This is a genomic window from Planctomycetota bacterium, from assembly GCA_016872555.1.
Classification (GTDB): Bacteria; Planctomycetota; Planctomycetia; order Pirellulales; family UBA1268; genus F1-20-MAGs016.
Map to the genome: position 1 here is coordinate 1 of VGZO01000034.1, position 23,078 is coordinate 23,078.

The window sequence follows — 23,078 nt, forward strand, 5'->3', positions numbered from 1 at the left end:
GTCGTTGAAACAATCACAAGTCGTCCTCCGTGACACAGGCGAAACGACGTGCGGCCACCGCCGCCCGCTTGCCTTTCGACGACTCACCGCAATACTTGTGCCGCTCTCAGAAGATGCGATTGCCCTGATCTCTACCCAGACCGTCCGTGGGGACCCGGCGACAACCCGAAGACCGCGGTTCACCATTACCTTCGATCACACCAGGAGACTCTCCACGTGCCGGCACTTCTGACCAGTATCGTCGTCCCCACACGGAATCGAGCCGAACTGGCAACCCGCGCGGTGCGGTCCGTTCTCCAGTCCCACACGGACGATGTGGAGGTGATCGTTCTGGAGAATTCGGACAAGCCCTCGCTTCGCGATACGTTTGCATCCGATCGCCGAGTGGTGGTGCAGACCGCAGATCGACCACTCAGCATGCATGACAACTGGGAGCGCGGACTGAACGTTGCTCGGGGGGAATACGTTGGATACATTTCCGACAAAGACGTGTTTCTCACTGGTGGAATCAAGCGGTTGCTGACGGCGCTTCGCGCGACGCGACCTTCCGTCGTCAACTACCGCAAGGTGACCTTCTGCGGCGAGCGGCAAAAGCTGTTTACCTTGGCCTGCAGCGGCGATGTAAAAGAGATCCCGACAGCCCCCCTTCTCGATGCCTGGTTTGACCAATCTCAGCATCTGCATTTCGCGCCGATGATCTACAATTCCCTGTTTCTTTCGAGCAGGGTTCACGGGATCCGGCAACGCGCGGGTCGGTTCTTCGTGGGGAATTCCCCCGACGTCTGCTCGGGTGTCGTGATGGCCGCTGAGACCAGCGACTACACGCTCGTTGACGAGGTGTTGTGCGTGGCCCACATCGGTCCGTGGTCGAACGGCTACAGTTCCCAGCAGCGAAGCACTGGCCAAAGCGTGTTCGACGACTTTCTCCGCCTCTACGGTCGCGACGAATTCGAAGAACGTGGGCTGCCGATCTGCATCACCTCTGCGATCGCGGAGACGCTGCTGGCATGCCGAGAACACCATCCCGTTACGCTCGGCACATGGCAGGTCAATTGGCAACGGCTCGTCATCGGGATCCTTGACGAACTCGACAGTCTCCACTGCACTCCTGCCGAGCGTGCAGCAGCGATCGCCACACTACGTCGCCCGGGATCGGTCGTCCCACCGGGCGCTGTCCGTTGGGGAGCGATCGAGCAGTGGCTGACACACTATGACTTGCAACGCCCTCCGCTCTCGCAATTCCTGCACCGTGGGATGTCGTTCGCGACCCGTAGCCTCTTTCCACGCAAACGGCATGTCGGCCCATGGAATCCGGTTTCCGCCGGTATCGTGCAGTCGGCGGCCACCCTCGACGAGGCACTGCGGCTTGTCGTAGCGTAAGTGCCGTTAATGCCCAAGCCCTTGACATGCTTTGCCGAGCGAACCTGAGTCGGAGTGTCGGTACTCACACGACCGACCGGTCGCTCCGGTGAAACTCGTCATCTGTTGGACCAATATCTCCGGCTACATGGCGGCCTGCTGGCGGGCGCTGTCCGCCCGGCCGGGGATCGATCTTGAGGTGATCGCCTACGCCGACGAGCACGCCTCGTCCGATACGGCGTTTGACGGTGGAATGCTCGCCGGGATCCCTCATCGCCTCCTCGCCCCCGGCGAACGTGACGACGGCCTGCTCGTCGAGCGACTCGTGCAGGAACGGCGCCCTGACGTCGTGCTCGTGTGCGGCTGGGGTTTCCCGGCCTATCGACGGCTGGCCACCGTGCCCGGCCTCGCCCGCGTGCCGTTCATCATGTCGATGGATACGCCATGGCTCGGCAGCTTGCGGCAGACACTCACCGTCCCCTTCAAGCGCCGGTACGTTCGGCGAATGGCGGCGGTCCTCGTGGCCGGTGAGCGGGCGGCCGAACACGCCCGGCGGATCGGCATTCCTGAGCGACGGATCCACAAAGGCGTCTACGCCTACGACGAGCGGCTGTTCCATGAGGGGCTGCTCGACGAGCGCGAGCGGCTTCCGGGGGGCTGGCCACGGAAGTTCCTGTTCGTGGGCAGATATGTCGCCAGCAAGGGCCTCGACGTGCTGCTCGAGGCCTACGCGGCGTACCGCCGGAGTGTCGCTGTTCCCTGGTCGCTCACCTGCTGCGGCCGCGGCGCGCTGGGACCGCAGGTCGCCGGCGCGGAGGGCGTGATCGACCTCGGCTTCGTCCAACCTCGAGATCAGCCGGCCGTCCTCCGTGACCACGGGGCATTCATCCTGCCGAGCCGTTACGAACCCTGGGGTGTCGTCCTCGCCGAGGCCCTGGCTTCCGGCCTACCGGCAATCTGCACGACGGCCTGTGGGGCCGGCGTGGAACTGCTCCACCCCCATTCCAATGGCTGGCTCGTGCCACCGGCCAACCCGCCAGCCTTGGCGGCGGCGCTGCGCCGGATCCACGACCACGCCGACGAGCTGCCGGCGATGGGCCGGCGCGCTCGCGCGGTGGCTCCTGGCTACGCCGCGGGCGTGTGGGCACGGCGGGTGGAGGCGATCTGCCACGAGGTCGTCGGCGACACCGTCTCCTCACAGTAGCTGCCGTCATGCCTTACTCGATCCTCGTCCTCACCCAGAACGAGGAGATCAACGTCGCGCGCTGCCTCAACTCGCTCCCGGCGGGCTCCGACATCGTGGTCCTCGACTCGGGGAGCACCGACGGCACCCTCGACGTCGTCCGCCGCTACCCGGTGCGGATCGCGGAGCGGCCGTTCGACTCGTTCGCGGCGCAGCGAAACTGGGCGGTCGACACGGTCGGCTTCCGCCACGACTGGATTCTCCACCTCGACGCCGACGAGTGCCTTACCGAGCCGCTCCGTGCGGAACTGGAGACGGTGACATCCCGCGACGAGCACAGCGCCTACGTCCTGGCGAACCGGCTGTTTTTCATGGGGCGCTGGATCCGCCACGCGAGCATGTATCCCTACTACCAGGCACGTCTGCTCAAACGCGGCGAGGCCCGGTTCGGCCAGGTCGGCCACGGTCAGATCCTCGCCGAGGCCCAGCGCGGGGTGGGGACGATCCGCGAGCCGTACGACCACCACAACTTCTCCCGCGGCATCACCGACTGGGTGACGCGGCACAACAAATACTCGTCCGACGAGGCACGGCGGATCGTCTCCGGCACCGCACACGGGTCGCTCCCCGGCGCATCGTCAGGCACCGGGAAGGAAACCCGCCAGCAGCGCCTCAAATGGGTCGCCGATCGAGTCCCCGCCCGGCCGGTCGTCCGGTTTCTGTACCTCTACATCTACAAGCTCGGGATCCTCGATGGCCGGCCCGGGTTCGACTACTGCCTGCTGATGGCGTTTTACGATTACCTGACGCGGCTCAAAGCCCGCGAGTTGCGCTCGTCGCTGAGTGATTCCCGATCGGAGCGGACCGGGGAAGCCTGAGTCCTGCAGCCCGGCACGACAACCGACATGCCGCTGTTTTCCGTCGTCATACCGAGCTATAACCGCGCACCGTTCATCGCGGCAACGATCGATTCCGTCCTCGCCCAAGAGGAGGGCGACTACGAGATCATCGTGGCCGACGACGGCTCGACCGACGACACCCTCGCGGTTCTTGCCGGCTATGGCGACCGGATCAAGGTCTATCGCCAAGCCAATGCCGGACCGGGCGCGGCCCGCAATCTCGCGCTCGAGCACGCCACGGGCACCTACGTCGCCTTTCTCGACAGCGACGACCTCTGGCCCCCCTGGACGCTGGCGACATTCAAGGCCGCAATCGACGCCGCTGACGCGCCGAGTATCGTCTCCGCCCGTTGGACGGCATTTACGGGACATCCGCCCGCGCTGTCGGCCACGCCACCTCCGCTGTCCCTCACACGCCACGACTCCTTTTTCCGATCGCCCCTCGGATGGCACCTTCCCAGCGCGACGACGATGCGGCGCGACATGCTTGCAACCGTCGGCGGATTCACCACCGCCCCGTGCGAGGATGTCGACATCTGGCTGCGGATCGGTGCCTTCCCGGGCTTCGTCACGCTATCGTCGCCGCCCTTGTGCCTGTACCGAACCCATGCCGAGGGCATCTCCAATACCAGCCGGTATCGGTTCGACGGGATCCGGCATCTGCTCCGCACGGAGCGAGCCGGTGGCTATGGCGGCGTGGTCAACCGAGGGCCACGGCGGCGTTACATCGCCCAAGCGGCCCGGGTAGCGAGCCTTTTCTACGTCGATCGAAAGCGCCCGGCGATGGCGTGGTCGCTGTACTGGCAGTCCCTCGCCTTGCAGGTGCGGGAACGGCGGGCACGGTACCTGCTCGCGTTTCCTTTCATGGCGGCGTGCCGCGGGCTGCCGTCCTGGAAAGCCAGGTGAGATCCCGTGACGGGTAACGCGACGTCCGGCATGGTCGTGGCCGGCACGCGGCGGCGACGCCAGCAGCTGCCCTGGCGGCTCGCCCGCGCGATCGCGTTTCTCGCCGCAGGTCAGCTGCCGCCATCCCTCGACGGCGACCCGATCATCGAATCGATCCTCGTGCTGCAGGCGAACCACATCGGTGACCTGCTGGTGACGACGCCGTTGCTCGAAGCGCTGCGGGGGGGCTTTCCGCACGCCAAGATCACCGTTGCCGCCGGGCCCTGGAACGCCGACACGGTCGCCAATAACCCCCATGTCGACGAATTTTTCCCGCTCTCTGCGCCATGGGACAACGCCTTCGTATCGCCCCAGACTCCCCTGGCACGATTGCGGTTCCTGTTGTTTTCACCCGAGGCACGCGAACTGGCCCGAAGGCGGTTCAGCATTGGCATCGATGCGATCGGGACACGCACCAACGTCCTGATGCTGCTGAGGATTCGCGCCCGGCGGGTCGTCGGGCCGGTGTTCGATGCCCCCGGTGCGTTCACCGGCAGAGGGAGGCGCCACATGATCGAGCGGCAGCTCGATCGGGCACGGACACTGGGGTTGAACGCCACCGCGGCGATACGTCCGCGGATTTTTCTAACCCCCGAAGAACTGCAGCGCGGGGTTGCCCTGTGGAACGACAGTGGCATCAGGACGGCTGGCAGGCCGTACCGGGTCGTCATCGCCCCGGCCAGCAGCAGCCCCTACAAGTGCTGGTCGATCGACGACTTTCGGGCGGTGACCAAGGCTCTCCACGATCGGGGTGACGTCTCCCTCGCGATCATTGGCGGGACTGATACGGTCGATTCGGCAACCCGGATCGCGACTGCCGCACCGTCGATCCGAAATCTTGCCGGCCGCATCCGCCTGCGCGAAACGTTCGGGCTGATCGCCAACGCCGACTTCGTGCTGTGCAATGCCAATCTGGCATGGCACTTGGCAGCGGCCTTCGACGTGCCGTCGGCGGTCGTGCTGACGAGTGTCTACCGGTCAGCGGAACACGAGCGGATAGAATGGGGCTATCCTTCCTCCTTGGTCCTTGGGCGTGATGCTACCCACGACGGTGCGTATGGGGCGGCCGAAGTCACCGCGATCATCAATGAAGCCCTCGACGCGCGCCGCGACCGCGATCGAACGGTGAGCGGATGACCGCTCCTCCACTACGTGCCGATTACCAGCCGCGCGTTCGTCCCACCATGATCCCCTTTCGTCACGACTCCGCGGCCTGTCGATGATCCACGCCGCCGCCCGGCGTCTTCGCGCGATCGTCAATTCCCCACGGGTGCACGTCGCGCTGACCCGGCCATGGACTCGCCGCGTTCTCCCCGGCACGCCACGCTCGTTTCTGGTGTTCCAGACCAATCACATCGGTGATTTCGTCCTCGGGACTCCGCTGCTGGTCGCGCTCCGCGAAGCCTATCCGGCCGCGAAGATCCATCTCGCCGTGGTTCAGGGGCTGGCCGAGCTGGCACGATCGTGTCCGTTGATCGACAGTGTTACGGTGCTGCCGGACGGGCTCGCGTTCTGGGGACCTGCTTCCCAGGTGGACCCGCGACGCATCGCCCGCCTGGCGTGGATCGCCGCGACGAGGCTCCGCACATTCGTACCGGACGTTGCGATCGTGCCCCGGCGCAACACGGATGCCCACGGGGCCGCGATTCTCGCGCTGTTCAGCGGCGCGCCGCGCCGGATCGGATTCGGTGGCACGGGTTCGGCCGGGCGCACCGGCGACAGCGCCGGATTCGAGACCTACTTTACTGATCCAGTCGCCGTACCCGGGCCCATCCACGAGGTACTGGCGAACCGGGCCGTGGCGACGGCTGCCGGGATCGCCCTCGCTTCGTGGGAACCGTGCGTATGGCACTCCGTCGAGGACGCCGCCGCCGTCGACCGATTGTTCGACGACGCCAACGTCAGTCGTGGGCGACTGGTGGTGTTCGCCCCAGGTGCGGCCGCCGCCTTTCGCCGTTGGCCTGCCGGTCGGTTTGCCGAAGTCGGTCGCGCCGTCGTGGCGGACGGCAATACCCCGTCCGTAGTCATAGCCGGTTCCACGGCTGACCGGGAATCGGCGGCCGAAATACGGGCGTTGATGCCCGACGGTACGTGCCACGACTTCACCGGTCGCCTCCATCTGGGGCAAACGGTCGCGCTGTTGCGCCGGGCGGCTCTTTTCGTCGGAAACGATAGCGGTCCGCTTCACTTGGCCGCCGCGGCCGGGGTACCATGCGTGGAGGTGTCATCGTTTCCCGGTGATGGTGATCCTTCGCACCCCAACTCTCCGGTCCGGTTCGGCCCTTGGGGGGTGCCCCGACGGGTCCTTCAACCGGCGATGGCGCGACGACCGTGCCAACGCGCCTGCTCGGCCGGCGAGGCGCACTGCATTCTCGACGTTGAGCCGTCCGCGGTGATCGAGGCCGTACGGCAACTATTGTCAACGCCCCACGCGACGTCCGACCTCCGGTAGCCCAACTGATGAATGAGTCGCTTCTCAATCAGATCCACAGCGCAGCCGACACCCTGCGCTCCCTCGGCGATCATGTCGGAGCGATCGAGGCGATCGCACACCGTATCGTCGTCTCCCTGTCGGCACACGGCACGCTCTATTTGTGCGGCAACGGTGGTAGCGCCGCCGACGCGGAGCATGTCGCGGCGGAGTTCGTCGGCCGGTTTCTCATGGAGCGACGTCCGCTCCCGGCCGTCGCCCTGACCTGCAATGGGCCGCTGCTGACGGCGATCGGCAACGACTACGACTACTCCGACGTCTTCGCCCGCCAGGTGCGGGCCCATGCCACGCCGCGGGATTGCGTGATCGGGATCAGCACCAGCGGCCGCTCCCCGAACGTGCTCAAGGCACTGGCCGACGGCCGGGCGGCCGGGGCGACGACGATCGGGATGACCGGTGCGGTCGGCCACCAACTGGCCGAACTGTGCGACGCCTGCCTGCTCGTGCCGGCGACGCACACCCCGCGCATTCAGGAGGCGCAACTACTCGCCTGGCATCTGATTTGCGACCTCGTCGATCGCACGATGTTTCCACCCTCGTCGACCCCGCGCTGAGCGCGGTCACCGAACCTGACAGGACCGCATTCCGGGACCATGACTTCGAAGCCGATCGCCATGCCAGGAACCTTGCCCACCGACTCCACGACGGAGATCCTGCTGGTCGGCGATGTGATGCTCGATCGCTACTTCCAGGGGAAGTGCGACCGGATCTCGCCAGAGGCGCCGGTCCCCGTGCTCCATGTGCGAAACAGCTTCGATCGCCCTGGCGGTGCGGCCAACGTGGCGGTCAACGTCGCGGCGATGGGATGCCGGCCGCGGCTCGTCGGTGCCGTCGGCACCGATGCCGCGGCCACTCGCCTCCGGGCGGTCCTCGAAGCCGACGGCGCGCCTGTCGATGGTCTAGTGGCCACGCCGGAGATTCCCACCACCACGAAGAACCGGCTCCTCGCCGCACATCAGCAGATCGCCCGTTTCGACGAGGAACTGCCGCTGACCAGCGCCGACATTCGCGGCCAGATCATCGCTCGAATCGAGGAGTTTCTCGACACCACCCGGCTGGTGATCATCTCCGACTACGCCAAGGGTGTTTGCGACACGACGGTCTGCAGGGCGGTGATCGAAGAAGCGGGCCGCCGCGGCCTGCCGATCGTCGTCGATCCCAAGGATGCCGTTTTCACGAAGTATGCCGGCGCGACCGTCATCACGCCCAACCGCCTGGAGGCCGCGACCGTCGTCGGCCGCCCAGTGCGCGACCCTGACGACGCGATCCGCGCCGCCCGCGAGATCCGCGCCCGCTGGCCGATCGAGGCTGTGGTGGTGACGCTCGGCGAGCAAGGTCTCGTGCTCGTCTCCGGGGACAAAGTCGTGATGATCCCGACGCAAGCCAAGCAGGTTTACGATGTTACCGGAGCCGGCGACACGTTCGTTGCGACGCTGGCCGCGGCGATGACCCAGGGCCTGGAGCTGGACCGCGCCTGTGGCATCGCCAACGTCGCCGCTGGCCTCCAGGTGTCACGGATCGGCACCGCGCGGATCACTTGGTCGGAAGTGATGGACGAGATCGATCGCCAGTCGACCGCGTCGCTTGGCAAGGTGCTGGCGGAGCCCGACCTGCTCCGCGTGGTTCAGCGGGCCCGGAGCGAGGGAAAGACGATCGGATTCACCAATGGCTGCTTCGACATCCTCCATCACGGGCATGTGGCGCTACTGGAAGCGGCATCTCGGGAGTGCGATTTCCTCGTCGTCGGCCTCAATTCCGACGCCTCCGTCCGCCGGCTCAAGGGACCACCCCGGCCGTTCCTGCCGTCGGCGGCGCGGCAGGCGGTGCTCGCGGGCCTGTCGAGTGTCGCGTGCGTGTGTGAATTCGACGAAGACACGCCGCTGGAACTGATCCGCGCGATCGGACCGGACGTGCTCGTCAAGGGGGGGGATTATTCGGCGACGGCCGTGGTCGGGGCCGACATCGTGACGGCCCGCGGGGGTCGGGTGGTGACCCCGCTGTTCGTACCCGGGGTCTCCACGACCAACATCGCCGATCGGATTGCCGCGGCAGCTCGCGAACGATGAGTCCTCGCCCAGCCAACAAACCCGGACGACTTCGCGCGGCGCGGGTCAATCGACCGTTGTAGACTACGCCGAAGGGGTTTCGGTTTCCCGCTCCTGGCACGATGAACATGCTCAATCCGCTTCCCGCCTTCGCGACCGCCAATCCCACGCTGCCGCGCGGGCCTTTGCCGCACGCTCTCCCGCCCCTGCCGCTCAACCGATTGCACCCCTCGGGTGGAATCCCGGGAAGGGTACCAAGCCGCCAGAGCGCGCCACTCGCGCTCGGCCGGGTCGCGAAGGATGCCCTCGTCATCGTGCTGATGCTGCTACTGAATTACTTCGGCAACGTCGGCGCCGGCGTGTTCTTCGCGATCCTCGTGGTAATGACTTTTCGCAGCCCCGAGTTGGCCTTCAAGGCGGTGCTCATCATGTGGTTGGGGCTGATGACCAACCAAATGCTGGTCCCGAAGTCGCTTGTCTGGACGCCGTGTCGGTTGGTCCTGCCGCTCCTGTCCTTCGCGCGGTTTTCATTCGACCTGATCGCCCTGAGAACGTCGTTGTTCTCCAAGGTATTCTACACCTCGTTCGTCGTCTATTGCCTCATCATGGCGATGTGTAGCGTGATCAGCGGGTGGTACACGCTGATCGCGTTGAGCAAACTGCTCAATTTCTGGATCTGTTTCAGCGCCGTCTTCGCGGGTGCGGTCGTGCTCGTTCGTAGACGATTCGATATCGGTGAATGGCTCGTCTCGTTGATCATCGCATCGACCGTGATGGCGCTCGTTGCCATCGCCGTCAATGGCGGGATCGTCCAGGTACGAGAAGGTGTTCAATCGACGCATTTCGGGGGCGCGTTTCTCCACCCGAACTGCCACGGAAGCTATGCAGCGATGTTCGTCGTCGCGCTCGTGATGGTGTTTACCTTCACGAGGTATCGAAACCGCTGGATCGTCTGGCCTCTCCTGGCGGCATGGCTGCTGTTCATGGTCTGGTCCAAATCCCGGACCGCGTTTGTCTCCGTGGCGTTTGGGATGCTGACGCTCTTTCCGTTCCTCGCGACTTCGGTTCGCACCAAATGGATCAGACGTGTCAGCATCAGCCGGCCGACGGCGGTCGTGGTCGGGGTCGGAGCACTCGTGCTGCTGGTGATCGCCAACATCGCGGTGGATAACGCGATCGGGAACGCGTTGGTGACGTTCATCAACAAGTCCAGCCGGTTGAGCGACACCGGCGAGTTGGAATTGAACATCAACTCCGTCGTCTTTTCCCGTGTCGGGAAGATGGAAGAGAGCATGGCCAACTTCCGCGAGAATCCCGTATTCGGAATCGGCTTCCAGGTCATGAAGACCCAATTCTTCATCCAGAACGCGACGCTGTTCACGGCGCCGGCCGAGAAGGGTTTTCTGCCCTCGGCAGTTCTCGAGGAAGGCGGTGTCGTCGGGGCGTTTTTCTTCGTCGTCTTCATCGCATCGCTGCTGCTGACGTTCGTTGTCGAGCGCAACACGCCGGCTCTGGTGATGTTCATGACGTTCATGGGTTCGACGATGACCGAAGTGTCGATCTTCTCAACCGGTGGATCGGGCGGCTTCGCCTGGGCCATGGTGGCGGCTGCGTATGTGTTCGGAGAAATGACCTGGGTGAAGCAGCAGGCGCCGGCCGGCGCGGCACGGCACGCGGTGCTTTCCGCTGCCCGACCGGCGATTCGCGGGATGGCACCGCACCCTGTCGGCCTGCCCTACCCGGGATGAAGCCCCGTGACGGCACGGCCCTCCGCCCGCCTGAGGTGGTGCTCGTCTCCAGCACCCTCGACGACGACGGCGGCATTCCGGTCTGCGTCGCCCATCTGGCCGGTGGGCTATCGCGACTCGGGCTCGTCGTTTCGATCACCGGACAATACTCCCGGTTCGTGGCGCCCGCGTTGGTATCGCCGGACTACCTCTCGGGAGTCGAGGTGGACGCCGTTCGCCGTTCGTGGACACCTCAGGGGCAGGCCGTGGCGGCGGTGGCCGTGCGCAACATCGTCGCCCGCCGTGCGATCGCTGCACGGCAGCGCGGCCGGCAGCTTGTCGTCCACGCCCATGGAGTGTGGGTGCTGCCCGTGATCGCCGCCGTGGCGGCCGCCCGAGCCGCCGGCTGTGGCGTGACGGTGTCACCGCACGGGATGCTGCGCCGCGACGCCCTCCGAAAGAGCCCGTGGCGAAAGCAGGCCGCACTGGCTCTCGCGGTCCGGCGGATGATCGCCAATGCCGACACCCTCCATGCCACGTCACCCGACGAGGCCGAGGAGCTCGAACGACGGTTCCCCGGCTGCCACGCGCGATTACTGCCGCTGGGGATCGAGCCGATCGCCGGGGTCATCCGCTCCGAGCGCCGACCGGGGGCTCCCCGCGTTGCGGCCTGCCTGGGGCGGATCCTGCCGATCAAGAATCTCGAGTCGCTGCTCGACGCGTGGAAGACCGTCGCGCCGGAGGGCTGGCGGCTGGTCGTGGCGGGGCCGGGCGATCCGGACTATGTGGCCACGCTCCGCGGCCGGTGCCTGAGCCTCGGAATCGACCACCTCGTCGAGCTCCGCGGATCGGTCGCGCGCGAGGAGCTCGGCGATTTCCTCACTGGCCTGGATCTCTTCGTCCTCCCGTCTCGGTCCGAGGCGTTCTCGCTGGTGGTGGGTGAGGCCCTGTCGGCCGGAGTGCCGGTGGTGGCCTCGACGGCGGCACCGTGGCAGGGTGTCGTCGACCACGGCTGCGGCTGGTGGGTCGAACCGACGACAGCGGCGCTCGCTGGAGCCCTCCGTGTGGCGACGACGATTCGATCCGCGGATCTCGCCGCGATGGGGAAGCGGGGTGCGGAATGGGTGCGCAGGGAATACGATTGGGAGACGATCGCGGCTCGCCACCTCACCGAACTCTACGAACCGGCGCTCGCGGCCGCGTTGCTCGACTGACATCGCCTCCGCACCCGGCCTTTCCCGATGAACATCCGCCGCACCGTGATCACTGCCGCCGGTGCTGCCCAGCACGAACTGCCGCTCCAACGGCTTGTCGATCGTGACGGGACGGTGAAGACCGCGCTGGCGATCGTCATCGGCGAAGCCGTCGCTGCCGGGGCCGGCGAGATCGCCGTCATCGTCCGGCCGGGGAGCGAAGAGGCATACCGCCGCGCCGCTGGCACGGCCGCGAGCCGGCTGGAGCTGATCCCGCAGGCCGAACCGCTCGGCTACGGTGACGCGATCGGCAGGGCCCGCCGCTTCGTCGGCGACGAGCCGTTCCTCCATTTCGTCGGCGATCATCTGTCGGTCGCCCGCGGTGACCGCTGCTGCGCCGAGCAGGTCGTGGCGGTGGCACGGACCGAGGGGTGCGCCGTCTCGGCGGTCCAGTCGACCCGTGAACACCTGCTGCCGTTCTTCGGCACCGTCGGTGGGCGCAGACGCCACGGCGACCACCGGCTGTACGAGATCACCACGGTGATCGAGAAGCCGACGCCGACCCGCGCCGAGCAGGACCTGATCGTGCCCGGGCTGCGCGCCGGGCACTACCTGTGTTTCTTCGGGATCCACGTCCTCCCGCCGACGGTCTTCGGGCTCCTCGACGGTCTCGCCGACGAGGGCCATCGCCAGTTGTCGCCGGCCCTGGCCCTGCTCGCCGAGCGTGAGCGTTACCTGGCGTACGAGGTCGATGGCAGCCGCTACAACCTCGGCACGACCTACGGTCTGTTCACGGCGCAGCTGGCATTGGCGCTGGTGGGCGCCGACCGGGACGAGGTGCTGTCCCTCCTCGTCGAGCAACTCGCACGCCAGCCATGAGATCGAGCCAACTCGTCGCGACGATCACCGCCGTCGAACCGGCGATCCGTAACCGGTCGGTGGATGCCCTGTGTGCGACGGCCGACCTCGCCACGCTGCTGGCGGAGGCCGAGGCCCTCGACGACTTCCGCCGCACCAGCCCCAACCTGTACCACCGCGTCCGTGCGCTGTTCTTCCTCTACGCCATCCACCGCTTCCACCTGCCGCCGCTGCTCCTCGGCCGGGGAGCGGGGCTCGTGCCCCACGCCGGTCACGAGCACCTGCTCGCGCGGCGGTTCTCCGAGGCGATCGGGGTGTTTCTCGAGGCTCAGCGGACCAGCGGCCCGTCCGACGCCCTCTCCAGTTGCCTGGCGGCGGCGTACCGCGAGCTGGGCCTGCAGACGCTCGCCGACCAGGTGAGGCGGAGCGTGCGAAGCCTGCGTGGCAACCAGTGGATGTTCCGGATCGGACACCCGGGGGAGCAGCCGCTCCGTATCCGCCCGGAGTTGCTCGCTCCGGGGCCCGACGGGACGTTTCCGGTCCTCAGGGAATCGACCCCTGTGCGAATGGACCTGTCGCACGCCGGGTGGAGCGACATCTTCTTCCTCGGCATGGACTTTCCCGAGGGGGCGCGGGTCCTCAACATCTCGATCGACCTGGCGGTGCACGGCCGCGATCCCTGCCCACGGCCCCCGGTCGAGGCGTGGTTCCGGGTCATCGACAGCCCCGTGCTCCGGCTGACGAGCGTCGATCTCGGCGCGACCGCCGAGATCAGCGACATCACCGAAATCTTCGCATTCGGACGCGACTATCTCGGGTTGCTCAAGGCGGCGGTGATCGCCGCCGGGGTCGTGCCCCCCGGGGTCGAGGGCTCCGGCATCTGCCTGCGCGAGTTGCTCGAACAACTCGCCGGACCGGGGCGGGGAGTGGAACTGGTCAGCCACGTCAACGGGATCCCGAAGGGCTCACGGCTCGCGGTATCGACCAATCTGCTCGCCGGATTGATCGCCGTGTGCATGCGGGCCACTGGGCAGGTGACTGCCTTGGACGGGGGCCTGACCGAGCCCGAGCGACGGTTGGTGGCGGCGCGGGCAATTCTCGGCGAATGGCTCGGCGGCAGCGGCGGCGGTTGGCAGGACTCCGGCGGAGTCTGGCCGGCGGCGAAATTGATCCATGGGGTGGTCGCCGCGGAGGGAGACCCGGAGTTCGGCACCAGCCGCGGCCGTCTTCTCCCGCGCCATCAACAGGTCCCGATCGCCGGTGCACTCCAGGAGTCGCTCGTCCTCGTCCACGGTGGCATGGCGCAAAACGTCGGCCCGATCCTCGAGATGGTGACGGAGAAGTACTTGCTCCGCTCCGAGGCCGAGTGGGAGGCGCGTCAGGAGGCCGGCCGGATCCTCGACGACATCGTGGCCGGGGTCGCGGCGGGGGACATCCGCCGGGTGGCCGCCGCCACGACGCGCAACTTCCGCGGACCGATCCAGACGATCATTCCCTGGGCCACCAACCTTTACACCGAGACATTGATCTCCGAGGTGCAACGCCGTTTCGACGACCGCTTCTGGGGATTCTGGATGCTCGGCGGCATGTCGGGGGGCGGGATGGGGTTCATCGTCGATCCCGGGGTCAAGTGTGAAGCCCAGGCGGCGCTGTCCGAAATCATGGCGACGGCCAAGCGGAATCTCGATGCCGCGCTGCCGTTCGCCATGGAACCGGTCGTCTACGATTTCGCCGTCAATGATCGCGGCACGTGGTGCGAACTGCGGCGCGACGGCACCGCCGGCCTGATGCCGCCCGGGTATTACTCGCTGACGGTTCCCGACCTCATCCGCTCCGATCACACCCGCCTGTCACCGACGCGCCGAGCCGAGCTCGAGGCCTTCGGTACCGCGTGCCGCAACGACGAGGCATTCGGCGGGCTCGTCCAGGCTCTCTTCGACCGCTTGTTTCCCCACGGTGGCGGCAGCGGAACTGCGGCCGACCTCCACACGCTCCTCGCGGAGTTGGGGTTCGACGACGTTCAGCACGAGCGAATTCGCGCCGACCTGATCGCCGGCCGGATCGGCCTGGCGCACAACCGGCTCCAGGCATCGGTGACCGTCGAGGACGTCGCCGACGGCGACGTCGACATCGCGGATTCACCGGAGCCTGATCGCGATCATCTCGCGCTCGGCCAGGACGCGTTGGCTCGCGGGGAGGTGGCGGTCGTCTCGCTGGCGGCCGGAGTCGGGAGCCGCTGGACCCAGGGGGCCGGCGTGGTCAAGGCGCTTCATCCGTTCTGCCGGCTGGCCGGGCGGCATCGCAGCTTCCTCGAGGTCCATGTCGCCAAGGCACGGCGGACCGGGCGTCTCCACGGCATGCCGCTGCCGCACGTCGTCACGACCAGTTGGCTCACCCACGGGCAGATCGCGGCAGCCGGCCTGCCGGTGGTGCTCTCACCGGGTCGCTCCGTCGGCCTGCGTTTGGTGCCGATGACGCGCGACCTCGAGTTCGCGTGGACGGAGCTTGCCCACCAGCGCCTCGACGAGCAGAAACAGAAACTGCGCGACAGCCAGCAGGCGGCGCTGGCGGCCTGGGCCAGGCAGACCGGCGAGGGGAGTGATTACACGGCCAATCTTCCGCACCAGTGTCTCCACCCCGTCGGCCACTGGTACGAGATTCCCAACATGCTGCTCAACGGCACGCTGGCGAAACTGTGTGCCGATCGGCCGCAGCTCCGCTGGCTGTTCCTCCACAACGTCGACACCGTCGGTGCCGACGTCGATCCGGCGCTGCTCGGGCGGCACATCGCCAGCGGCGCGTGCCTCGGCGTGGAGGTCATCCCACGGCGGATCGAGGATCGGGGTGGCGGGTTGGCCCGCGTCGACGGCCGCCCCCGTCTCGTCGAGGGGCTGGCGATGCCCGACGAAGCGATCGAGTTCCGCCTCCGCTACTACAACACGCTCTCGACCTGGATCGACATCGACCGGCTCCTCGAACTGTTCGGGCTGTCACGGCACGATCTGGCCACCGCCGACTCTGGCCCGCGTGTGACAGCGGCCGTCCGCCGACTCGCAGGGCGCATGCCGACCTACGTCACGCTCAAAGATGTCAAGCGCCGCTGGGGCCACGGGCAGGAGGACGTCCTGCCCGTGACGCAGTTCGAGAAGCTGTGGGGCGACATGACGGCGCTCCCGGAGGTGGCCTGTCGGTTCTTCGTCGTCTCCCGACTCCGCGGCCAACAGCTCAAGGACATCAGCCAGCTCGACGGCTGGTTCCGGGACGGATCTGCGGCCCATGTCGAACGGCTCGGCGACTGGGACTGACGGACCAGTCCCGAGCGCGTGGAACGGGCAGCGGCCCTGCCCCTCGTGCCCCCTCTCGGCTTGTGCTACGCTCTCGCCATGACCCGTGCGGAGTTGACGCCCCGGCCGCTGTCGATCTGGTTGGTCAATCCGTTCGACGATGTCCCCGGCGAGGGTCTTCCACCCCTCCGCTATTGGACGCTCGCCCGCGTCCTCGCCGGCCGCGGCCACGATGTCACCTGGTGGACGGCCGCCTGGAGCCACCGCCGGAAGGCATCGCGTGTCGTCGCCACGGCGATCGCTGCCGACGAAGGCTTCTCGATCCGAGCGGTCGCGGTTCGCCCGTACCGCCGCAACGTGTCGCTGGCCAGGCTGTGGAGCCATCGCGACTTCGGTCGTCAGATCACGCGGATCGCTGCCGAGGAGATGGCTGCCGGTCACCTCGAGCGCCCCGACGTTATCCTTGCCAGCCTGCCACCCCTGGAAGGCCCGGAAGCCGCTCTCGATCTCGGCAAGCGGCTCGACGCACACGTCGTCGTCGACCTGATGGATCTGTGGCCGGAGACCTTCGAACGCCTCCTGCCCGGACCGGAGTGGCTGGTCCGGTGGATCGCGCCGATCGTGCTCGGCGCGATGCGCAAACGGCGACGGCGAATCCTGGCGGCCGCTGATGCGGTTTCTTCATCGACGGCGACATATCTCGAAGCCGTCCGTGGTGAGCTCGAGCCCGGCACGGCGACGCATGTCTGCTACCTCGGGGCGTACGTCGAGGAGTTCACGCCGCCTCCCCGTCGGCATCCCGACGAGGAGCGCGGCCCCGTGACGGTGCCGGAGCCACTGCGCTGCGTCTACACGGGAACGCTCGAGCGTAGCCAGGACCTCGACACCCTCCTCGCCGCAGCGCGGCTGCTCGCGACGGGCCCCGCCTTGACCGAGCTTCACGTCGCCGGCACCGGGAGCCTCGATCATCACCTCCGCTCGTCCGCCGAACGGATCGGTGGGAAGACGGAGGTCGTCGTGCACGGCCTTCTCGATCGCCGCGCCTACGCCCGCCTTCTCGACTCGTGCGACGTCGGGTTGGTCCTCGTGAAGCCCTCGTCACGGGTCGCCGTCCCGTACAAGGCAGCGGACTATGCAGCTGCCGGCTTGGCGATCGTCAACGGGCTGCCGGGTGAATTGTCCGACCTGATCATGGAATACGAAGCCGGGCTCGACTATGTCGCGGGGAACGCGGCGTCGTTGGCCGATGCGATCACGCGTCTGGCGCTTGATAGGGAATGGATGAAGAGATGCCGCGACGGCGCACGGGCGATGGCGTCGCGTCGGTTCGACCGGGAGCGGATCTACCCGGCCTTCGCCCGCTGGATCGAGGAATTAGCGTCCTGAATGGACCACCATCTGATCGAGGGAGTGTACCATCGATGCGGCTGGTGATCACCGGTGCCAGTGGGTTCGTCGGGCGCTGTCTCCTTGCGACAGCCGCGCGGTGCGGCCACACCGGGATGGCGATCGGGCGCAGTCCACCGGAGAATGTTCCCGGCGGATGGATCGCACGGAGCCGAGCCGATCTCCTCGGATCGACGCCGGCTAGCCCGCCGGCCGATGCGATCGTCCACCTCGAGGTTCGGCAGTCCGCCGGGCCTCGAGGCAACGACACCAACGATCTTTATCGTGTCAACGTGCAGGGCACGGAGGCCTGGCTTGAGTGGGCAGCGCGGTCCGGTATCGAACGCTTCATTTTCATAAGCTCCGTCATGGCAGTGAAGCGATCAGCCGGACCGATCACTGAAGCAGCCGCCCCGGAAACCTGCGAGCCGTACGGCGCCTCGAAGGCTCGTGCCGAGGCCGCCGTGCGGGCCTGGGTGGACTCCGTTCCCGGCCGGAGTGCCGTGATTCTCCGTCCAGCGCCGGTCTATGGTCCGGACGGGGGCTCCAATCTCGTCAACTTCGCGCGTCGCGTGGCCCGTGGTCAGCCGAGCCTGATCGGGAACGGTGCCGCGAGAAAATCGATCGTCTCCCGCGACAACCTGGTGGCGGCGATCCTCCACGTCGCCTCCCCGACTCGACTTGGCTGCGCGGTGTACAACGTCGCGGACCAGGAAGGCCACACGATCGCTGAATTAGCCGCCCTCGTCGCCGACCTCACCGGGGCGCCATCGCCGAGGTCGGTGCCGTTATGGGTCGCCCGCGTCGCAGCGCCGGTCGCCGACGCCGTGGGCTGGCTCACCGGAATCGACCCTCCACTCTCGTCACCACGAGTCAAAGCGGCGACGAAACCCGGTTACTTTCCGTGCGACCGGTTGCTGGAAACGGGATTCGTTCATCCCCAGTCGACACGTACGGGACTATCGATCATGTTGGAAGGCCTCGGTTTGCGAACGACCACTCACGTCGACAGTGGGTCCTCCGCTCATCCGCGCACAGGGGGCTGAATGATTCGCAGTGTTCTCCAGTTATCCGGTAATCTCAACGTATACGGGGTGTCGCATTACATGCGTACACTCGGACGTGGGCTCATTGACCGGGGAATCCGTGTCGGCGTCGCGGCGTTCGGTGTCGGGGGGACCTACGATCGCGACTGGTTCGAACGTGAAGGATTCATTGTCCGGCAGCTCTCGGGAGGATTGCCTTCCTACCGCCGCCTCTGGAATCCATTCGCCCTTCGCGATGCATTCGGAGTCTTGAGATTGATCAATTCGATCGTCGATGAACTCCAGCCCGATGTCGTCCAGGCGAATTCCGGGCAGATGGCCGGTTTGTACAGTCTCTGCAACGCCCTGCGACGGAACCCGGTGCCACTCGTCTCCTGTATCCACGGGGACTCCGGGGAACCCGAAAAACTCCGTGTCGGGCGGCTCGTCAACCGCTTTTTTCCGCGAGCCTATGGCAGCCGGTCGATCGCGATCAGCTCGGAAATGATCGACTTTCTCCAGCAGACCATCGGCATTTCCCCCGGTCGAATCCGGCTGGTCCGCTACGCAATTGACAACACGTTCTGTCGTCCACCGACGGGCGAGGAGCGGCGTATCACCCGGGAAAAAATCGGCTTGCCACCGGACTCATGGGTGGTGTGCCTGATCGGTCAGTACGTTTATCGCAAGGGACATGACGTTCTCGTCGATGCTGCGGGGTTGCTGAAGCAGCGCGGATACCCAATCGAGATCCTGTGCGCCGGCGAGCATCACAACCAGGTCCAGTACAAGGCCGAGCTCATGGCGCGGGCCGTTGAACGTGGCGTAGCGGACCGTATGCACCTTCTCGGCCACAGCAACCCACGGGACATCCTCTGGGCATCGGATGTCGGTGCCCTGCCTAGCCGCCAAGAGGGCTTCGGGCTGGTCGTCGCGGAAGGCATGAGCTGCGGCGTCGTCCAGGTGCGGACTCCCGCTGCCGGGGCCCGGGACACCACCATCGACGGCGAGACCGGGTTCATCGTTCCGTTCGATGACCCGATCGCCTTGGCCGACAAAATCGGCGCGCTGATCACCGACCCGGTCCTGTTTCAGAGTATGCGCGAACGCTCGATCACGTTCGCCCGCGAGAGGTTCGCCGCTGATCGGATGGTAGATGAGACATTACGGGTTTACGAGGAAGCCGTCACGTGAGCACGGCGGGTCACCAGGACGTCGAGCGACAGCCCGGCGGCATCCTTGGCGGAGAGGATCGGCGGCCCGGCGAGCGGCCACTCGATGCCAATCGCAGGATCGTCCCAGGCGAGCGTCCACTCGGCCTGCGGCGCGTAGTAGTCGGTCGTCTTGTAGAGACACTCGGCGACGTCGGAAATCACTAAAAATCCGTGTGCCAAGCCCGGGGGAACCCAGATCTGCCGGCGGTTCGTGGCCGACAGCTCGACCCCGACCCAGCGCTTGAACGACGGGGAGTCGGGCCTGATGTCGACGGCGACGTCGAAGATCGCCCCGACCGCCACCCGGACCAGTTTGCCCTGGGGATGCGGGTCCTGAAGGTGCAACCCGCGGAGCACGCCGCCCACGCTGCGGCTGTGGTTGTCCTGGACGAATGGCACGTCGCGGCCGACGGCCGCCGCGAACGCGCGGTGGTTGAAGCTCTCGAAGAAGAACCCACGATCGTCGCCGAACACCCGTGGTTCGATGACGAGGACGTCGGGGATCGCGGTGGGAACGATGTTCATCGATTCACCCCACCCGGGCGGCGAACCTCCGGATCGTCGAGGATCGAGAGCAGATAATCGCCGTACCCACTTTTCCCGAGCGCCCGCGCCAGGCGGCGGAGCTGCCCGTCATCGATCCAGCCGGCCCGCCACACGATCTCCTCGGGACAGCAGATCCGCAGCCCCTGCCGGCGTTCGAGCGTCTGGATGAACTGCGCGGCCTCGATCAGGCTGTCGAACGTGCCGGTGTCGAGCCAGGCATCGCCACGGCCGAGGAGCTCGACGTTCAATTCGCCGCGCGACAGATACTCCTTGTTGACGTCGGTGATCTCCAGTTCCCCGCGGGCCGAGGGGCGGATGCCCCGGGCGATGTCGACCACCTGCTCGTCGTAAAAGTAGAGCCCGGTCACCGCATACCGGCTGCGAGGCCGCGTCGGCTTTTCTTCGATGCTCACTGCCCGGCCCTCGGCATCGAATTCGACGACACCGTACCGCTCCGGATCAGCCACTGGATAGGCGAACACGCTCGCCCCCCGGCTCCGCCCGGCGGCATTCCGGAGCCGGCCGGCGAGATCGTGGCCATAGAAAATGTTGTCGCCGAGGACGAGGGCCGATGGCCGGCCGGCGAGAAATTCATCGCCGATCAAGAACGCCTGGGCAAGGCCCTCCGGCCGGGGCTGCACCGCGTAGTCGAGCGACAGCCCCCACTCGGCGCCGTCGCCGAGCAACTCGCGGAACCGCGGCGTGTCCTCGGGGGTTGAGATCAGGAGGATCTCGCGGATCCCCGCCAGCAATAGCGCGCCCAGCGGGTAGTAGACCATCGGCTTGTCGTAGACCGGCAGCAACTGCTTCGAGACGACGCGCGTCAGCGGATGGAGACGCGTGCCCGCGCCGCCGGCGAGGATGATGCCCCTGCGTTCCATCTCCGTCGCCTCCTCACGCCACGGCCGCGCGGCCCGCCTCGGCCACGATCGCCGCCACGGTCTCGCGGACGCCATCTTCCCACGGTGGAAGCGCGAGGCCGAGCACGGTTCTCAGCCGCTCCGTGTCGAGACGTGAATTGGCCTGGCGCCGAGCGGCGGTGGGGTAGTCGGCGCTGCCGATCGGCACGACCGACTCGGCCGACACCCGCAATCGGGCCCCACGCCGTGCCGCTTCGGCAAGCGCGAAGCGGGCGACCTCGTACCACGACGCCGCTCCGGCAGCCGCGAGGTGAACGAGCCCAGGGGTGGCGGCCGACCCCGCACCGAAACGCTCGATCGCCCGCGCCGTGACCGCGGCGATCAGGGGCGCGCCGGTGGGGGCGCCGAATTGGTCGTCGACCACGCGAACGGTGTCGCGCTCGGCGGCGAGCCGGAGGATCGTGCGGATGAAGTTCGTGCCCCGCGCCGCGTGCACCCAACTGGTGCGGAACACGACGTGCCGGCACCCCGAGGCCAGCACCGCCCGCTCACCGGCCAGTTTGGTCCGCCCGTAGACGCCGAGCGGGGCCGTCGGGTCGTCCTCGCGATACGGCCCCGGCTTGGTGCCATCGAAGACGTAGTCGGTCGAATAGTGAATCAACAGGCCACCTCGACTCCCGACGGCAGTGGCGATTTCGGCCACCGCATCGGCGTTGATCCGGTGCGCGAGGTCCGGCTCCGCCTCGGCGCGGTCCACCGCCGTGTAGGCCGCCGCGTTGACGACGACATCGGGGCGCTGCTCCGCGATCACCGCGGCGCCCCGGCCGGGAACGGAGAGATCGCACTCGTGCCGGCCGAGGGCGACGATCTTGCCAAGGTGCGCGAGTGCCGAGCCCAATTCACCGCCGACCTGCCCCTGGCTGCCGAGGATCACGATTTTCATTGTTCATCCACCGGGCCGGAGGCCGGTCACGTTCGCCCCGGGGCGCCGTACTGCCGGTCGATCCATTCCCGGTAGGCTCCGCTGACGACGCTCGCGACCCACGCCTCGTTGTCGAGGTACCAGCGGATCGTCTTGCGGATGCCCGTGGCGAACGTCTCGCGCGGGCGCCACCCGAGGTCGCGCTCGATCCGGCCGGCATCGATCGCGTAGCGCCGGTCGTGCCCCGGCCGATCCTTGACGAACGTGATCAAGTCCGCGTGTCGTGCGTTCCCAGCTCGCGGCCGCTCCTCGTCGAGAATTCCGCAGATCGTGGTGACGACGTCGATGTTGGCCTGTTCGTTCCAGCCGCCGACGTTGTACGTCTCCCCCTCGGTGCCTGCCTCGAGCACCCGCTCGATCGCCAGGCAATGATCCTCGACGTACAGCCAGTCGCGGATCTGCCTGCCGTCGCCGTAGATCGGCAGCGGCTTCCCGGCCAACGCGTTGTGGATGCACAGCGGAATCAGCTTCTCGGGGAACTGGTAGGGACCGTAGTTGTTCGAGCAGTTGGTCGTCACCACGGGTAGGCCGTAGGTGTGGTGGTAGCTGCGCACGAGGTGGTCGGACGCCGCCTTGCTGGCCGAATAGGGGCTGTTGGGCTCGTAACGGTCGGTCTCACGGAACGGCGGGTCGGTGGTGGCGAGCGATCCATAGACCTCGTCGGTGGAGACATGGAGGAACCGGAACCGCTCGCGCCGGCCGGGGGGCAGCGCCGACCAGTGGGCCCGTGCCGCTTCGAGCAACCGGAACGTCCCGACCACGTTGGTCTGGACGAACGCCTCGGGGCCATGGATCGACCGGTCGACGTGGCTCTCCGCGGCGAAATGGACGATCGCGCGGATCGCGTCACCGTCGCGCGCCGACTCACGCAGCAGGCCCGACACCAATTCCCGATCGGCGATGTCGCCGCGTTGGAAGCGGTAGCGCCGATCGGCATTGAGGGAGGTGAGGTTCGCCGGATTCCCGGCATACGTGACCAGATCGAGATTGATGACCGGTTCGTCATTCCGGGCGAGCCACCCGAGAATGAAATTGGTGCCGATGAAACCGGCTCCGCCGGTGACGAGAATCATCTGCGGAG

19 protein-coding genes are annotated in these 23,078 nt (G+C 66.9%); 15 read left to right on the top strand and 4 right to left on the bottom strand.

Going from position 1 to position 23,078, the window contains the following annotated elements:
• The first annotated feature begins 48 nt into the window (after nucleotides 1-48).
• The 15 genes from FJ309_11840 to FJ309_11910 all read left to right on the top strand — a co-directional run bounded on the left by FJ309_11840 (nucleotide 49) and on the right by FJ309_11910 (nucleotide 19,589).
• Nucleotides 49-1,380: a glycosyltransferase gene (locus FJ309_11840; protein ID MBM3955287.1), complete on the top strand. Its 1,332-nt coding sequence runs from the start codon at nucleotides 49-51 to the stop codon at nucleotides 1,378-1,380.
• An 88-nt stretch (nucleotides 1,381-1,468) separates the two neighbouring features.
• The gene (locus FJ309_11845; GenBank protein ID MBM3955288.1) at nucleotides 1,469-2,563 is read left to right on the top strand and encodes a glycosyltransferase family 4 protein; all 1,095 of its coding nucleotides are present in this window, start codon (nucleotides 1,469-1,471) and stop codon (nucleotides 2,561-2,563) included.
• Nucleotides 2,564-2,571: 8 nt separating this feature from the next.
• Nucleotides 2,572-3,420 carry a glycosyltransferase family 2 protein gene (locus FJ309_11850; GenBank protein ID MBM3955289.1) on the top strand — a complete coding sequence of 283 codons (849 nt, stop codon included), beginning with the start codon at nucleotides 2,572-2,574 and terminating at the stop codon, nucleotides 3,418-3,420.
• Between the two features lie 27 nt (nucleotides 3,421-3,447).
• Nucleotides 3,448-4,347, top strand: a complete 900-nt coding sequence (locus FJ309_11855; GenBank protein MBM3955290.1) for a glycosyltransferase family 2 protein — start codon at nucleotides 3,448-3,450, stop codon at nucleotides 4,345-4,347.
• Nucleotides 4,348-4,353: 6 nt separating this feature from the next.
• Nucleotides 4,354-5,523 carry a glycosyltransferase family 9 protein gene (locus FJ309_11860; GenBank protein ID MBM3955291.1) on the top strand — a complete coding sequence of 390 codons (1,170 nt, stop codon included), beginning with the start codon at nucleotides 4,354-4,356 and terminating at the stop codon, nucleotides 5,521-5,523.
• An 82-nt stretch (nucleotides 5,524-5,605) separates the two neighbouring features.
• The gene (locus FJ309_11865; protein ID MBM3955292.1) at nucleotides 5,606-6,838 is read left to right on the top strand and encodes a glycosyltransferase family 9 protein; all 1,233 of its coding nucleotides are present in this window, start codon (nucleotides 5,606-5,608) and stop codon (nucleotides 6,836-6,838) included.
• 8 nt (nucleotides 6,839-6,846) lie between these two features.
• Nucleotides 6,847-7,431 carry an SIS domain-containing protein gene (locus FJ309_11870; protein MBM3955293.1) on the top strand — a complete coding sequence of 195 codons (585 nt, stop codon included), beginning with the start codon at nucleotides 6,847-6,849 and terminating at the stop codon, nucleotides 7,429-7,431.
• Between the two features lie 39 nt (nucleotides 7,432-7,470).
• The gene (locus FJ309_11875) at nucleotides 7,471-8,943 is read left to right on the top strand and encodes a bifunctional heptose 7-phosphate kinase/heptose 1-phosphate adenyltransferase (protein ID MBM3955294.1); all 1,473 of its coding nucleotides are present in this window, start codon (nucleotides 7,471-7,473) and stop codon (nucleotides 8,941-8,943) included.
• Nucleotides 8,944-9,044: 101 nt separating this feature from the next.
• Complete coding sequence (locus tag FJ309_11880; GenBank protein ID MBM3955295.1) at nucleotides 9,045-10,670, top strand: hypothetical protein; 1,626 nt, start codon at nucleotides 9,045-9,047, stop codon at nucleotides 10,668-10,670.
• Nucleotides 10,667-11,863 (top strand): glycosyltransferase, encoded by a 1,197-nt coding sequence (locus tag FJ309_11885; GenBank protein ID MBM3955296.1) that lies wholly within the window; start codon nucleotides 10,667-10,669, stop codon nucleotides 11,861-11,863. Before FJ309_11880 ends, FJ309_11885 begins: the two co-directional genes overlap by 4 nt.
• 27 nt (nucleotides 11,864-11,890) lie before the next feature.
• Nucleotides 11,891-12,721: a UTP--glucose-1-phosphate uridylyltransferase gene (locus FJ309_11890; protein ID MBM3955297.1), complete on the top strand. Its 831-nt coding sequence runs from the start codon at nucleotides 11,891-11,893 to the stop codon at nucleotides 12,719-12,721.
• Nucleotides 12,718-16,005, top strand: a complete 3,288-nt coding sequence (locus FJ309_11895; protein ID MBM3955298.1) for a UTP--glucose-1-phosphate uridylyltransferase — start codon at nucleotides 12,718-12,720, stop codon at nucleotides 16,003-16,005. Before FJ309_11890 ends, FJ309_11895 begins: the two co-directional genes overlap by 4 nt.
• 18 nt (nucleotides 16,006-16,023) lie before the next feature.
• Nucleotides 16,024-17,370: a glycosyltransferase family 4 protein gene (locus tag FJ309_11900; protein ID MBM3955299.1), complete on the top strand. Its 1,347-nt coding sequence runs from the start codon at nucleotides 16,024-16,026 to the stop codon at nucleotides 17,368-17,370.
• Nucleotides 17,262-18,416, top strand: a complete 1,155-nt coding sequence (locus FJ309_11905) for an NAD-dependent epimerase/dehydratase family protein (protein MBM3955300.1) — start codon at nucleotides 17,262-17,264, stop codon at nucleotides 18,414-18,416. The genes FJ309_11900 and FJ309_11905 overlap by 109 nt, the downstream gene beginning before the upstream one ends.
• On the top strand, nucleotides 18,417-19,589 hold the full coding sequence (locus tag FJ309_11910) for a glycosyltransferase family 4 protein (GenBank protein ID MBM3955301.1): 1,173 nt from the start codon (nucleotides 18,417-18,419) through the stop codon (nucleotides 19,587-19,589). It begins immediately after the preceding gene.
• Here the strand turns inward: FJ309_11910 and rfbC are convergent.
• The 4 genes from rfbC to rfbB are packed head-to-tail and all read right to left on the bottom strand — an operon-like array spanning nucleotide 19,568 to nucleotide 23,070.
• Nucleotides 19,568-20,134 carry a dTDP-4-dehydrorhamnose 3,5-epimerase gene (rfbC, locus tag FJ309_11915; GenBank protein ID MBM3955302.1) on the bottom strand — a complete coding sequence of 189 codons (567 nt, stop codon included), beginning with the start codon at nucleotides 20,132-20,134 and terminating at the stop codon, nucleotides 19,568-19,570. The two genes, FJ309_11910 and rfbC, sit on opposite strands and share 22 nt — an antisense overlap.
• Entirely contained in the window at nucleotides 20,131-21,036 is a 906-nt protein-coding gene (gene rfbA, locus FJ309_11920) for a glucose-1-phosphate thymidylyltransferase RfbA (protein ID MBM3955303.1), read from the bottom strand. Before rfbA ends, rfbC begins: the two co-directional genes overlap by 4 nt.
• A gap of 13 nt (nucleotides 21,037-21,049) precedes the next feature.
• The gene (rfbD, locus tag FJ309_11925) at nucleotides 21,050-21,958 is read right to left on the bottom strand and encodes a dTDP-4-dehydrorhamnose reductase (protein MBM3955304.1); all 909 of its coding nucleotides are present in this window, start codon (nucleotides 21,956-21,958) and stop codon (nucleotides 21,050-21,052) included.
• A 26-nt stretch (nucleotides 21,959-21,984) separates the two neighbouring features.
• Nucleotides 21,985-23,070, bottom strand: a complete 1,086-nt coding sequence (rfbB, locus tag FJ309_11930) for a dTDP-glucose 4,6-dehydratase (protein MBM3955305.1) — start codon at nucleotides 23,068-23,070, stop codon at nucleotides 21,985-21,987.
• Between the last annotated feature and the right edge of the window lie 8 nt (nucleotides 23,071-23,078).